13 protein-coding genes are annotated in these 14227 nt (G+C 42.0%); 8 read left to right on the plus strand and 5 right to left on the minus strand.

The window, feature by feature from the left end:
- Nucleotides 1–297 precede the first annotated feature (297 nt).
- The 3 genes from AC1DPZ_RS12585 to AC1DPZ_RS12595 all read left to right on the plus strand — a co-directional run bounded on the left by AC1DPZ_RS12585 (nucleotide 298) and on the right by AC1DPZ_RS12595 (nucleotide 2229).
- Nucleotides 298–678 (plus strand): hypothetical protein, encoded by a 381-nt coding sequence (locus tag AC1DPZ_RS12585; RefSeq protein ID WP_477403791.1) that lies wholly within the window; start codon nucleotides 298–300, stop codon nucleotides 676–678.
- 156 nt (nucleotides 679–834) lie between these two features.
- Entirely contained in the window at nucleotides 835–1158 is a 324-nt protein-coding gene (locus AC1DPZ_RS12590) for a hypothetical protein (protein ID WP_477403793.1), read from the plus strand.
- A 402-nt stretch (nucleotides 1159–1560) separates the two neighbouring features.
- On the plus strand, nucleotides 1561–2229 hold the full coding sequence (locus tag AC1DPZ_RS12595) for an STING domain-containing protein (protein WP_477403795.1): 669 nt from the start codon (nucleotides 1561–1563) through the stop codon (nucleotides 2227–2229).
- An 18-nt stretch (nucleotides 2230–2247) separates the two neighbouring features.
- On the opposite strand, the gene AC1DPZ_RS12600 is transcribed toward AC1DPZ_RS12595, so the two are convergent.
- The gene (locus AC1DPZ_RS12600; protein ID WP_477403797.1) at nucleotides 2248–3456 is read right to left on the minus strand and encodes a hypothetical protein; all 1209 of its coding nucleotides are present in this window, start codon (nucleotides 3454–3456) and stop codon (nucleotides 2248–2250) included.
- Nucleotides 3457–3691: 235 nt separating this feature from the next.
- Between AC1DPZ_RS12600 and AC1DPZ_RS12605 the strand changes: the two genes are divergently transcribed.
- From AC1DPZ_RS12605 to AC1DPZ_RS12615, 3 genes are all read left to right on the plus strand, one after another.
- The gene (locus tag AC1DPZ_RS12605; RefSeq protein WP_477403799.1) at nucleotides 3692–4468 is read left to right on the plus strand and encodes an SDR family NAD(P)-dependent oxidoreductase; all 777 of its coding nucleotides are present in this window, start codon (nucleotides 3692–3694) and stop codon (nucleotides 4466–4468) included.
- A 259-nt stretch (nucleotides 4469–4727) separates the two neighbouring features.
- Nucleotides 4728–5534, plus strand: a complete 807-nt coding sequence (locus AC1DPZ_RS12610) for a phytanoyl-CoA dioxygenase family protein (RefSeq protein ID WP_477403801.1) — start codon at nucleotides 4728–4730, stop codon at nucleotides 5532–5534.
- Between the two features lie 455 nt (nucleotides 5535–5989).
- Entirely contained in the window at nucleotides 5990–6364 is a 375-nt protein-coding gene (locus tag AC1DPZ_RS12615; RefSeq protein WP_477403803.1) for an iron chaperone, read from the plus strand.
- Nucleotides 6365–6367: 3 nt separating this feature from the next.
- Here the strand turns inward: AC1DPZ_RS12615 and mmuM are convergent, their stop codons facing one another.
- Nucleotides 6368–7303, minus strand: a complete 936-nt coding sequence (mmuM, locus tag AC1DPZ_RS12620; RefSeq protein ID WP_477403805.1) for a homocysteine S-methyltransferase — start codon at nucleotides 7301–7303, stop codon at nucleotides 6368–6370.
- A gap of 467 nt (nucleotides 7304–7770) precedes the next feature.
- On the opposite strand from mmuM, the gene AC1DPZ_RS12625 reads away from it, so the two are divergent.
- Nucleotides 7771–8808: an Atu2307/SP_0267 family LLM class monooxygenase gene (locus AC1DPZ_RS12625; protein WP_477403807.1), complete on the plus strand. Its 1038-nt coding sequence runs from the start codon at nucleotides 7771–7773 to the stop codon at nucleotides 8806–8808.
- Nucleotides 8809–8824: 16 nt separating this feature from the next.
- On the opposite strand, the gene AC1DPZ_RS12630 is transcribed toward AC1DPZ_RS12625, so the two are convergent.
- From AC1DPZ_RS12630 to AC1DPZ_RS12640, 3 genes are read right to left on the minus strand one after another with little or no spacing between them, the layout of a single operon-like run.
- Nucleotides 8825–10027 (minus strand): hypothetical protein, encoded by a 1203-nt coding sequence (locus AC1DPZ_RS12630; RefSeq protein ID WP_477403809.1) that lies wholly within the window; start codon nucleotides 10025–10027, stop codon nucleotides 8825–8827.
- Complete coding sequence (locus AC1DPZ_RS12635) at nucleotides 10024–10386, minus strand: hypothetical protein (protein WP_477403811.1); 363 nt, start codon at nucleotides 10384–10386, stop codon at nucleotides 10024–10026. Before AC1DPZ_RS12635 ends, AC1DPZ_RS12630 begins: the two co-directional genes overlap by 4 nt.
- A gap of 10 nt (nucleotides 10387–10396) precedes the next feature.
- Nucleotides 10397–11167, minus strand: a complete 771-nt coding sequence (locus AC1DPZ_RS12640; RefSeq protein WP_477403813.1) for a CHAP domain-containing protein — start codon at nucleotides 11165–11167, stop codon at nucleotides 10397–10399.
- A gap of 692 nt (nucleotides 11168–11859) precedes the next feature.
- On the opposite strand from AC1DPZ_RS12640, the gene AC1DPZ_RS12645 reads away from it, so the two are divergent.
- Nucleotides 11860–14227 (plus strand): AsmA family protein (locus tag AC1DPZ_RS12645; RefSeq protein ID WP_477403815.1); only part of this gene is annotated, 2368 nt, incomplete at its 3' end.

A 14227-nucleotide genomic window follows, 5' to 3' on the forward strand; every position in this document is an offset into this window, starting at 1 on the left:
GTATAAAACTAGCCAATAAATGTATGATAATGGCAGGAATTGCTTACAATCTTAAGAAGTTAATTAAATATGGAGGGAATAGGCTTTGGCATGAGATTTTAAGCTTATTAGAGCCTTTTAAGACATCTGATTTTTATTGCGCTTAAATCAGATGCCAGGCTAAAATGATCGCACAACTTAGTTTATTGTTCGTTAAAGGGTTAGTTGTGCAACAGCCACGACACGCGTGCGCCAGCGATGGGCTGTAAGTCAAGACAAAACACGTGTAGTTACACCGAAATCACATTAAACGGAAATATGAAAGCATTAGCAGTTTTGACTGGAGTTATTTTTATCATTGTATCAACACTTTTAATTAAGAACGATTATTTGCGATGGCAGATTCAACAGAATGGCACAATCGTCAAGATGCATATCATTGAAATTCCCTCCATTTGTAGTGGTACAAAAGCCAAATATTTTATGAAAGTAAGCTATGATGGTAAAATATTATCGAAGCAAATAGGAGCAAATTCTTGCAATAAATACAAGGTTGGTGATTTTATTTCTATGAAGTATCTTGATGGAGAAGATCAGATTTTATTTCCTGAAGAAAGTATAATAGGTAATGCTGTTTCGTTAATTTTGCTGTTGTTCTTTGGCGTTTTTATCGTTTTTTATGCATTGAAAGCCTTGTGAGGAATCAGATCATATTCCGGATGCCGATCATACCATGCGCGTAACTTTTATGAGTAATTGTACATCTGGCATGCGGGCCGCAAGCCGGGGACGCTGGCGGCAGCGGACATTGAAAGCCGACACAAAGAAAACTGCTATAAAGATAAATCAGATTTAATGATGAAAAAAATAAAGGATATTTTCCCATTAATTTTTGTATTTACCATACTTAGCGTGTTTGCCTATAAATGTGTGAGTGGTAATAGAGACGATAAAAAGCTGGCTACTGAATCCGAACAATTAAAGGCCGTTATTATAAATGAAAAAAATAACTTCCCTAACAGTTCTGTTTCTCACGAGTTTTCGTATTCATATCAATTTAGTTTAGGAGGGAAATATTATAAGGGCAATTCCCTGGATTCGAAATTTAAAATAGGGGACTCAATATTGATTAAGTATGTAAAATCAGATCCCAATATAAATGCTCCTGTAATACCATAACGTGCCTCCGCTGGTGCACACGTGTCGCGTGTACCGCGCTGAAAGGTGAACGCCATACTAAGTATTGAATTTGCAAATCCCGGATGTTACTTTCATCCGGTTTTTTTGTACCCAAAAGTTGCGTAAAGGATTGGCGTGGATACAGGCCTCGCGCCTAAGGCCTTGAAGGCGTATGAACAGAAAGCCTGACCGCCGCTTCTACCAGCGGCGGATACGTCCAAATAACAAAACCAGTACCCTTATAATGCCCGGCTGGTTCAAACTTTCACTTCGGGATAAAGCCTTGCGCCCTGGTTATGCACACATTATAATAAGGTTATTTAAATTATCCACCACCTTTGTATAACAACAGTAATTTACTTAAATTTAAATTACTATTGTTAACCTAATACCCTCATAATCATGACCTTTACTTTTAGATTTTTTCCGTTTAAGGATTTTATATTTTCCATTATACCAACCATAGGTACTTATGGCGGCTTCCTGGATGGCATTATTACTTTCCCCAATAAATGGGTGGCCTTTGGATCGGGATTGGTGGTATCTGTTATCCTGGGCATCATCTTCCATGCCGAAAATAAACGCAACTACCGGCAGTCGCTGGCCGAAATACTGGCCATGGGTTATTTTATGAATTTTACCGGCAGGCTGGCTAAACTTTTAAAGGGGAGGGCCGATATTAACTTTTCTTTTCCGGATGCCCATCTTAAAGCTTACGCGCCCGGCAAGGTTAACGTTAAGGTAGGCATCCCGGCCACGCTAAACGCCCTGGTGCAATACTGCAATATGGTAGAGGCCCAGGCCGAGGTTGTATACATCAGGGAGTCGACAAAAAACGATCCTTACTGGGTACGGGCAAAAAAAGAAACGGATGGCACCATAACCATTTACGAGTTCCCGCGAACCTTGTTCGCCCTTTCAAGGTACCTGGAAAAAGAATTTGAAAACCAGGAGAAGGCCGAAAAAAACTCAAAAAAGATTTATAAGTACTTTGACGAAAAGTTAAAGCAATTAAAAATACAGCACAGCAACGAGTTCCCCAACGACAGGATTAAGTTTGAATATGTATAAGATCCCAAACCTGCCAGCTTATTTATTTTTATTCAACACCTCGTCAAAATTAATGAACAGGCCGGCTTTGCCGTCGTCGTCATAAATCCCTCCTGCTATAATGCTTTGCCCTGTAACAGCGGGGTTATTGCCATGTCCCAAAGGCCAGGAACCTTTGGCATTGGATACCCCGAAACCGGCATAAGAGGCCGCTTTAATGGCAAAATCGGTACAGTTGTTTTTGGATAGATGATACTCCAGGCCATCGTACCTTTTGGTTAGCGCCAGGATGCGCTCAAATCTTTTTTTGGTAATAAACTTGCCCATAACCTCATCCCATTTGTGCCCGCGGTCGTTTTTAAATGTTCCTGAGCAGGTTGGATCCAGTGGCGTTGCCGAAAACAGGTTATCCTTCTGCGGATAAAATCCAAAGGAAATAGAAACAGAAGTAGAATCGGTATTATACTTAATGAGGGTAATAAAAGTATGACCGGTATTGGTTAACGCAAATACTTTGGGTTTGCCCGGCACCGGTTGCTTTACATGAAACAGTAAGGCGTAAGCAGCTGCCTTTTTACCATCATTAAATGTATTAACGATACGGTCGTAAGTTATTGCCTTGCTTTTTTCTTCGGTTTTATCGTTTAAGCCGGATGGTTTAGGGTCATTAACAAATACAGAATCGTCCTTGGCGGTAATGGCTAAATAAGCGGTATCTAAGTTTAAATCCCGGTTTGCGGTATCGGCAGATAAGGAATCAACAGGGGGTTGAGATTGCAGTTGGTTATTAACCGCCTGCTTACCCTTATACTGCATTGTTTTAAAAAAACATTTCATGGCCAGGGGGTACAGGCGCAACCTTGCAAATACGTTGGCCAGCCTGTAATATACCTTAACTTTCGCCTGATTATAATTTACCTGGCTGCTACCTGCCGAAAGCTCTTTTAAGTAACCCATCAGCTTTTTCCGCTCCTGGCGGTTATTTAAATGGGTTTCCATACGTTCTATAAGGCTGGCATTATTTTCAATTATTACAGGCGCTTTGCTGGCAGCTACCGGTGTTTTCTTTTCATCAAACAAAACCAGGTTGCTGTAATTGTTATCAAAAATGCTTTTGGCAGTGGTATCGCCTGGCTTTAGTGTATAATGCACCGCTGCCGATAGTTGGGCATGAGCGGGCAAACTGTACAAAATGTAACCTATGATTATAAACGCCTTAAATAAGTGCGTTATGCGATGCGTAATCATAAAAAATGGTCTTTATTTGGATATTATATTAACGTAAATGAATTACAAACAGTACGTGGGGTTTGTTTATCTACAACAACAATAGTTGCAATTATTATAATTAACCAAATGATGAGAAGCGTTTTTCATATGCGATACAAACGTAATAACATTTTAAATAGTCTACAAATTTAGTAGAGTATTTATTAAACTTGCAACATCAACCTTATTTTTAGTTTGATATGACATTGTTAAGATGAAAGAATACGCTTTAATAACGGGTGCAAGCAAAGGCATAGGCAAATCGATGGCTTTATTACTTGCGCAAAAAGGCTATAACTTATTGCTGGTGGCCCGCTCTGAAGCCGAACTGCAGAAATTATCTGTTCACATCAAATCAACATATCATGTTGAAGCACGCTATTTTTTGGCCGATCTGTCGGATGCCGGCTCAGTTATGCGGATTGCGGATTGGTATACAGGTTTATCGGTACCGGTATCCATACTTATAAATAATGCCGGCTATGGCATCTGGGGTAACTTTGATGAATTGAACCTGGCCGATCAAATGCACATGATACGGGTTAATATAGATGCCGTGGTAGCATTATCGCACCATTTACTCCCCGCCTTAAAACTGCAAAAACAAGCATATATATTAAATGTAAGCAGCACCGCGGCTTACCAGGCTGTGCCTACCCTGGCGGTATATGCGGCATCAAAATCATTTGTACTGGCATTCAGCAGGGCTTTACGTTATGAGCTAAAAGATACTGCGGTATCGGTAAGTTGCCTGTGCCCCGGCCCTACCGACACGGGATTTGCTCACCGCGCGGGTATGGACGCGCTGGCCGAGCTGGCAGCCAAATTTAACATGACGCCCGACGAGGTGGCCGGGATAGGCATACGGGGCATGTTTGGTAAAAAAGCCGAGATTGTGCCTGGCTTTTTAAATAAACTATCGGCGGCGGCTGCAAGGCATAGCCCCAAAGCCTTTATTGAGCGCATAACCGCCGGCTTGTACAAGCATTAAAAATATTTTCATGAAAATTTGTTTGGTTTAATAATTTATTTACATTTGCATAGTCTATTAAATACATAGACATTATATACATTGAATAACACGCACCACATATCTTTTGCATGCTCCATGCGAATGCCCTTTCAAACAAGGGTCATGTGCAGCTGTTGTTGTTAATTTCCCCGGGGATCCAATCCTACTTTTAAAAACTGTTTAAAACAGTTCCCATATTTTTTATACTCATTTTCCAGGCATTTTAATACTTATTTTCATGGCAGGCTCATATCAAAAATTCACCTTAAGCTCAACAATTACACCCCAGCAACAAGCTTTTTTTAACCAGCATGGTTTTATTCACTTTACAAACTTCATTAAGCCCGAAACAGTGGCCGATATCATTGATGCATCTGAACAGGTTCAGCAAAACTGGCTTAGCAATAAGGTTGAAAAGATAAATGGCGTACCCATTAAATATGGTAAAGATGTGGATGGCTCCCCTATTGTACAACGCTTTGCTTTTATCAACAAACACCACCCATTGCTTGACGAATTTTCACAGGACCCGCGCTTCCGGGTATTACTAAATCTTATTGGCGAAGGCGCCCGTTTGGGTACCGACGAAAAAGACGGGATGGTTTTTAACCACTATGTAAACGGCCCAGAAAGCAGCTTTACCAAAATGGGCTGGCATACCGATGGATTACGCGATATTTTCCACGGCCAAAAATTAAATCCGATGCTTAACGTGGGCATTCACCTGAGCACCCTTAAACCAGAGAACGGCGGATTAAGAATTTTACCCGGAACGCACCAACAGAATCTTTACCAGATGCTTTTCCGTAAAAAGTATTTCTTAGATCATGATACTGATGAAAATGAAGTTGCCATTATTCCGGCTGCCGGTGACCTGACTATACACGACGGGCGCTTATGGCACCGCGTGGCGCAGTCGTCCGTAATTGGCGAAGAAAGCCGCAGGAGGGTAATTTACATCCCCATCATTGCCGGTAAGTATGAGCCTAAAACTGCCGATAGCCCTACCGCTTTTTATCAACGTTTTGCTGGTATTGTTAAATAAAAAACTATGTTAATCGCCCTATTCATCAGCTATCTTATCCGCACGGGAAAAATAACTGCCATCAGGAATTTCTTTAATAAAGTACCCGCCAAAGTATATGTTCGTCCGCCTGTCAGTTGAGCTGTGGATTCGGAATTACCAAGGGAAATCGCTTTTAAATATCTATAATATTTTTTGGCTAAAGCCCTAACTCATTTCTTCCAATTTAACCGTTGGCTGAAGCCCAACGGCAATGATTTAAGGACTGATCCCGTTTAAGGTAGCTAAAAGTTCATTGCCGTCCCATTTATGGGACGGTAGCGAAGGGCCAAAAAGCGGCTTCAGCCAAAATTTACCATGCAGATATTTTAAAAGCGATTTCCCTGCAGATTTAACCAGAAAATAGTTTTTTCATAGTAGGTTTTGTATATTTATGCATTATAAACCAGGCAGATAGCCAAAACACTACATAAAACATGATAGCCAGTAAGCCTACTACCATTGACGAGTATATTGCTGATTTTCCGGCCGATGTTCAAAAAATCCTGCAGGACGTACGTACCACTATTAAAAAAGCTGCGCCCGATGCCCAGGAAAAAATAAGTTATGCAATGCCTACTTTCACCCTTAAAGGAAACTTAATCCATTTCGCGGCTTTTAAAAATCACATCGGGCTTTACCCAACACCTAATGGGATTGAGGAATTTAAAGAAGAACTCTCTGCATACAAGGGTGCAAAAGGTTCAGTTCAGTTCCCGATTGATAAACCTATGCCCCTGGATTTGATAACCAGGATTGTGAAATTCAGGGTAAAGAAAAGCACGGAGAAGCCGGATAAAAAACACAGCTAAGGGTTATGCTAAATCCACCAGCTGCTGCAATTGCTTAATATCTTCCGGGGTTGTTCTGCAACAGCCGCCAATAATTTTTGCTCCTGCGGAAAACCAAACTTTTGCATCATCAAGAAAGTGTGCACAGTTGGCAGGCGCCGGCAGCCAGCGTTTATTAACCGCATCCCACACCTCCCCTTTATTAGGATAAACGAGGACGTGCTTGCCGGTATTTGCTGCCGCGATTTTTATTAGCGATGCGATGTGCTGTGGCGCAGTACAATTGACACCAATTGCAATTACCTGGCCCGACTGGCTTAACAATTTTACCGCATCAGAAAAATCCTCGCCACTGCTCAGGTGGCTTTCATCTTTACAACTAAAACTGATCCAGGCCTGCATACCCGGAAACTCCGTTAGCAATTCTTTCAAGGCGATAGCCTCATCTAAACAAGGGATTGTTTCGCATGCCAGCAAATCGGCACCGGTTTCAATCAGCAATTTCATCCTGCTGCGATGAAACGATTTCAGATCTTCAATACTCACACCATAATTACCGCGATATTCTGAACCATCGGCTAAAGATGCGCCGTAAGGGCCTATAGATGCTGCTACCAGCGATTTTTCACTTCGGGATATAACTTTCATGGCATCCCCGCGTGCCTGGAAAGCCAGCTGCACACTTAGCTGCATCAATTCAACTGCTTCTGCGGCAGTGTATCCATTTTTGGCAAATCCTTCAAAACTGGCCTGGTAACTGGCTGTCGTGATAACATCTGCACCGGCAATTAAATAATCATAATGCACCTGCTTAATCAACTCCGGGTCTTCCCTCAATAATTTGGCCGACCATAATGTATGATTAAGATTGGCTCCCCTTGATTCTAATTCTGTGGCCATTGCGCCATCAAGGATAACAAATCCTTTCGTACGGATAAAAGGGTCAAATATATTTTCCATTGGTATAATTCTACCTGCAAGGTAGTAATTGTATTTTTTGTGAATGAAAAAACCTTTTATTTAAATGGTACTGTTTACATTCAACATATGGCCGGTGGTTTCACTACAAGTAAAAAGTCAGGCCTCGTTTTATTTCCTCCGAAGACCTATGGTGACAACACTATAGATGTTGGGAAGATTATAAAAAGCGGAGGATGTGCGATTCCTTCCTTGGGGAAGGAGGAGGAAGGGGTTTTGCGAATGATAGGACGGCTGCTAATCAAGCTTAAAAGCCTGGTGTAGAAACCCCTCCCTGCACCCTCCCGTTGGGAGGGAATCGCACGAGGCCAGCCTTTTTATAATCTTCCTAAGACCTACGGTGATAACACCCGGCCATTACACTTAAGAAAGAACATACCTCCTTCACCTCCCTGTCAATTTCGCATCTCCCATCCAAAATAAATGTTTAAACTTCTTATTTTTACTTTATGGAATTAGGAATAAGCACATTTGGCGAGGTAGACACCGACGGCACTGCCGGTAAAGCCGTTAACGCCCACCGGCGGGTACAGGAATTATTGGCAGAAGTTAAACTGGCCGATGAGGTTGGCCTGGATGTTTTTGCCTTTGGCGAGCATCACCGGCCCGATTTTGTGATTTCGGCCCCCGAGGTATTTATGGCCGCGGCGGCTTCCATCACCAAAAATATCCGGTTGTCCAGCTCGGTAACTGTGTTAAGCTCGGCCGATCCTGTGCGTACTTTTCAAAATTTCGCCACTGTGGATCTGATCTCCGGTGGCAGGGCCGAAATGATAGCCGGTCGTGGTTCCTTTATCGAATCGTTCCCCCTTTTTGGTTTCGACCTTGATGATTACGATGCTCTTTTTACCGAAAAGCTGGAAATGTTCCTGCAAATCAATAAGCAGGAGATAGTGGACTGGCAGGGTAAATTCCGCGCACCGGTGGTTAACCAGGGTGTTTATCCCCGCCCGTTGCAGGAAGCCATCCCGGTTTGGATAGGTGTCGGCGGTACCCGCGCCTCGGCCCTGCGTGCCGGCAGGTTAAACCTGCCCATGATTATTGCCATATTAGGCAGCGCCCCTAAACACTTCGTTCCGTTTGTAGAAGCTTACCGCGAATCGGCAGCAAAGGCCGGGCATGATGTAAGTAAACTGCAGTTAGCCATATCCTCGCAGTTTTACGTAGCCGAAGGCGCCGAACAGGCTGCTGATGAGTTTTACCCCTCATACGCTGCCCTGATGACCCGCGTGGGCCGGGAACGCGGCTGGTCGCCCATGACCAGGGATTCGTTTGAATACCTGCGCAAGGATGGGCCCCTGGTTGTAGGCGATGTACAAATGGCTGTGGATAAAATTATGCAGCAATATGAGCTGTTTGGCAATACCCGCTTTGTAGCACAACTGGTAACCGGCCATACCCCGCACAAAAAGATCCTGAAAGCGATTGAGATCTATGGCACCAAAGTGGCGCCCATAGTACGCAAGGAAACAGGCGCCACCTCATAATCCCAGGTCCGGCTTTCTATTTCAGGCCTGGAATCTCTTTACTAAAAATACTATAATTTAGACCCAATATGGAGAAAAAGCCCGACCTGTTAATAAATGGCGAATCGAAATCCCGGCCAAAGCTGAGGTTTAAGCTTATCCCCTGGCTCACCTTAAAAGAGCCTTGTACAGCAAGCCGATAAGTAAAGTTTTTTTCGATGCGGGTGATGGGTTGATTGCTGATATTAATATCGGGGATTTCTGCCGATTGATGCCGCAGCATGGCCTCTGCCGAAATATTAAAATCGGCGGCTTTTTTCAGGAAGCCAAAGCCCGCGTCAAAGTTGGTGGTAAGGGTATCCCTGTTTTTGAACATGTACCTTGTGGTAAAAGTAATATAGTCATCGGGCGATAGCGTGTATGAAACATTAGTCCAAAAGCCAATTTTTTCGAGGCTGTTATTTTTTGAGGTATTGAAGCCGCTTGCCGCCGCCATTTCCACAATAAAACCTTTACGCTGATAAAGCATATCGGAGATTTTTTTTGCAAGCCCCTTATAAGCTTCGGCGCGCGCGTTTACAAGGTCATCTAAAAATGATTTAATGCCCGCAGGGTCATCTGTATAATCATCTTGGAGCCTTATCGCGTCATTCTTTGTTTCGGTTACTATTTTAGAATCAATTCCGGCTGTGGTAAGCATATTATCAATACTGGCTATGGCTTTTTGCCTGGTATCAATTGCGCCGGCACCAACCGAAGCCCGGATTCCATTAATAATAGCAATAACTGTGGTTTTGGTTTTCAGTTGTGCACTCAATTTGCCCACGTCACCGGCCGGCTCGCCATTATACAATTTAAAGCGGAGCCCAGCCCCAAGCTTGTTATTCCCCGAGGCGGAATCTTTTACAGTGGCGGCCGACAGGCTTAAGCTTCGTAAAATTGTTTGACCCAAATTAGGGTTAAGATAATTTTGCCGGCTTAATTTAGGATGACTCGCTAACCAATACGGCGCTACCTCAAGCCCCAGGTTCATCAACAGTTTGCCATCTTTATCAAAGGCATTAAGAATATCTGACGACAGGGATTTGGCAGTTGTAGGCCGCATAACCGCAGATGGCTCGAAATTAAGGATGCTAAAAGCAGGGCTTGCCGGCACTGTTAACTTAGCTTCATCCTGTGCAAACAGTAACTGCGGCGCCATAATTATTATCAATGCAACTACGTAAATCCAACGTTTCATGAATTTGTAATTTTAAGCGTATAAATTATCGTATCCAGGTCACTATCTACCTGTTCACTATAAGGGCCATAGGTTACCAATCCATCTCCTTCACGAACAAAAACTGTCATGCTTGTCCAGTTGGTTTCCATTAATGTATCAACAATAGTTACAGATACTACAGTTGTTTTACCGCCAACATCTGCCTTTTTACCTATGTTGGCCGGCGCATTAGCGCCAATAAAGCGGGGGCCAAGGAAAACCGAGTAAGATCCGTCTTCATCAGCCGCATCTCCTATTTGTACCTCAACAATAATATCGTTATCGCTTGTTTGCGGGGTATAGCTTACTGTTTCTAAATCAACATGTTTTACTGCCATATACTGATGTTTAATAATTTAAAAAGCCTTTGGTAATATCGGATATTTTTCGCCGGGTTAACCTGAAAACTCCATAACCTTCGCGGCTTTGCCCGGTATTGGTATTACCTTCAATAGTTGTTAAATTTCCACCGTTTACACTTTCAACAATGCCGGTATGCCCAAGATTACCTCCATGGTCGATAATAAAAATACTGCCCGGTTTTATCTTGGATGGGTCATTAATGGCATCCGCTTTTGTAATCTTTGTACATTTTGCCCGTGCCCAATGATCTAATACCCCGGCGGTTTTAACTACAGGATTAGGGATTCCCAGTTTTTTCGCAGCTTCGTTAAAGCTCCAGTAAACAAAAGCCGCGCACCAGCTGTAATGCTGCCCTTCCGGGTCTAACCCTGTTGTGCGTAAATATACATCAACTTCGGGTCCGCGGTTACTCCCCTGCGGCTGTTCTACCACATTAATTTGCGAGATACCAACTAAAAGGGCATCCGCAAGCAAAGGTGATGAAGCCTGGTTGGTATTAGCAGCAGCAGCAATAGTTTCTGCTCCAAACAATGCAGCCCAGGTCATGGCACCTATCTGACCATCTGCCACAAGTGAGGCGCCCATATTGTCGGTATGCCGGGTTTGAAATATTTTTACAGCGCTGACTGTATTATTGCCAAAGTCGCCATCAACATCCAATGGACCGCAGTTTTTTTCGTTCAGTTTACTTTGAATTGCTTTTACAACATCTGTGTCGCTTTCGCCTTTTTTAATAACTCTGTTTGGGTAATTCATCTCTTTTAAGTTTTTAAATGGTTTTCCAATATATCTGCAAAAAGTTTATAAGGCATCTTCACCAAAAGCTATAGCTGATATAAGCAAAAAATAAATTCCTGAGATAATTCTCCCCAAAATACGAGGGGTATGGGAGAGCAATCCAATTGATATAACTGCCGGCATGATGTGATAAGAATAGGTTATGATTGCTTACTCTAAATTCCGTTTTGGGCTTCCCGGAGGCCATTTTACAGGGAATAGCCAAACTTATAATAGATAAATTCAGATCACCTTAAACTTATTTAAGGAAGTATTATTAAATCGCATTTGTAAAAGCGTAAAGAACCTTACACTTTATCAGGTATAAATTGATTCATTAAATATAGTTTTTATTTTATTAAAGAAACAAAATTTATTTACCCAAATCATCATTAACCAGTTAACGGTCAATCAAATACAAAAAAATAATGTTTTAGTTTGCTTAGCACGACCTGCACCGCATTGCAGTTTCATGAGACATAAAAACCCTAAAGCAATATTTTCAACCCTGCTTACCCGTTTAAGCGGCAAACTATCTTCCGTATATCGGTACATACTATTGCACTGATCTTAGATATGGATACTCCAGTGTCGGCTTTTAAAGTGTTTATATCTGTATAAATCAAACAATTAAACACATCAACCCTTATTATAAGGTAATAAAGGTACAAATGCCCAAGTGGACAAAAACAACATTAAAAGTATTAGGAGCTTTAACAGGCATTGTAATAATTGCCTTTGCAGGCATTTTTATGTACATTATTTTCAACAAGGAAAAGGTGCTCAAAATGATCACCACCGAACTGAACAAAAACCTGGACGGTACACTCACCATCGGCAAGCTTGATCCAACATTTTTTAAAGGCTTTCCGGGTGTTTCTGTAAATCTTAAGGATGTGGTTATTAAAGATCGGCAATGGCCTGCTCATCATCATACTTTATTGGATGCAAAATACGTTGATGTGTCTGTAAATGCAGCGGCATTATTGAAAGGGAACGTGGAGATAAATAAGATAGACATCGGCCAGGCAAATATCGACCTGTTTACAGATAGCACAGGTTATAGTAATACAGCTGTTTTTAAAGGCAAACCAAAAGATAAAAATGCTCTCAAAGATACCAGCAGTTCATCAACCCAAATAAAACGCTTTCACCTTAGCAACGTTAATTTTGTAGTTGATGACCGCAAAGCTTTTAAGCTGTTCAGGTTTGAAATAATGAATGTAAACGGGCGGATGCAGTACCCACCAACCGGCTGGCACGCCGATATAAGGCTGCAAACACTGGTTAAAAGCTTTTCGTTCAACACCAAAAAGGGCAGCTTTATGAAAGATAAACTGCTTGATGGTACATTTGATATTACTTATAATGAGCCAGCTAAACTTATAACGGTAGCCTCCAATGTTTTAAACATTGGCTACGATGCGTTTACCATTGGAGGCAAATTTAACCTGGCCAAACCCAATGTGGCGTTTGTATTGAATATTGTTAATGATAAAATCCTGTGGACAAATGCAGCCCGCCTGTTAGCGCCCAACATTACAAAAAGCCTTAGCAAGTTCAATATCGACAATCCTATCGCGGTTACCTGTGATATTGCCGGCTTTTTTAGCGCCGGAGGCGATCCATCTATTTTTGTTACTGCCAAAGTGAAAGATAATGTAGTGACCATGCCCGGTCTGAAAGTTGAAGACTGCAGCTTTAATGGGGTGTTCTCCAATAATTATATCAACGGCAAGGGCCTTAATGACGACAACTCAGTTATAAAATTGTACCATTTTAATGGTACTTATCAAAAAATACCATTCATTATTGATACGGCTTTTATCAATAATTTAAATACCCCGGTAGCTACCGGCATATTCAAATCGCATTTTGATATATCGCAGCTTAACCATGCCGTTGGCGATGATGACCTGAAATTTACCAAAGGTTATGCCGACCTGAAACTGGCCTATAAAGCCAACCTGGTTGATTACCAGATTAGCAAGCCAAAACTGGCCGGCACCATTAACATTAAAAATGCCAATGTAAGCTATGTGCCCCGTAACCTTAATTTTAAAAACACGGCTATCACCATAAAATTTTCGGGAGACGACCTGTTGCTCAACAACATTCGCTTGCAAACCGGCAACAGTATTGTGTTTATGGAAGGCAGGGTAAACAATTTTCTTAACCTGTATTATACCGCTCCCGAAAAAATACTGCTTACCTGGCAGGTTCGTAGTCCGCAATTACACCTGGAAGAGTTTTTGGGATTTTTAAACCGCCGCCAACCCGCCGCGCAAATTAAATCACCTGGCAAAAGAACCAATGTCAACAGCGCCCTGAGCACTGCTTTTGAAAAAGGGACGGCCGAGATTCACCTGAGGGTTGATAAAGTATATTACAAAAACTTTTTAGCTACAGGTGCCACTGCCAATTTTTTAATGGCCGATAACATCATCAGGGTTAATAATGTGAGCGTGAAAAACGCCGGAGGTTCATTAAAATTAAATGGCACGTTAGTACAAAAAGGTAATATAAACAACTTCACCATCAATACTAAGATTGACAATGTAAACACCAGTAATTTCTTTTATTCGTTCAATAATTTCGGCATGAAAAATTTTACGTCGAAAAACCTCACGGGTTTTCTATCGGCCCAGGCACACCTAACCGGCGGAATAAACAGCCGCGGAGATATAGTTCCCCGATCATTGAAAGGATTGGTTACCGTTAACCTTAAAAAAGGGGCGCTGCTTAACTTTAGCCCCATTACCAGTGTAGGGAAGTTCGCGTTCCCTTTCCGCGATCTTAAAAACATCAGGTTTTCCAACATGGATATGAAATTTGATATTGATGGAGATAAGATAAACATAAGTCCTATGCAAATCAATTCCAGCGCTATTAATATGGATGTTGCGGGAGTATACTCATTATCAAAGGGAACCAGCATTGCCATGGATATCCCTTTGCGCAACCCAAAAAATGATAGCGCTATTGTTGATGTAACCAAACGCAATAAAAAGCGCATGAAGGGTATAGTATTGCATATAC

Source organism: Mucilaginibacter sp. P4_G9 (genome assembly GCF_056400985.1).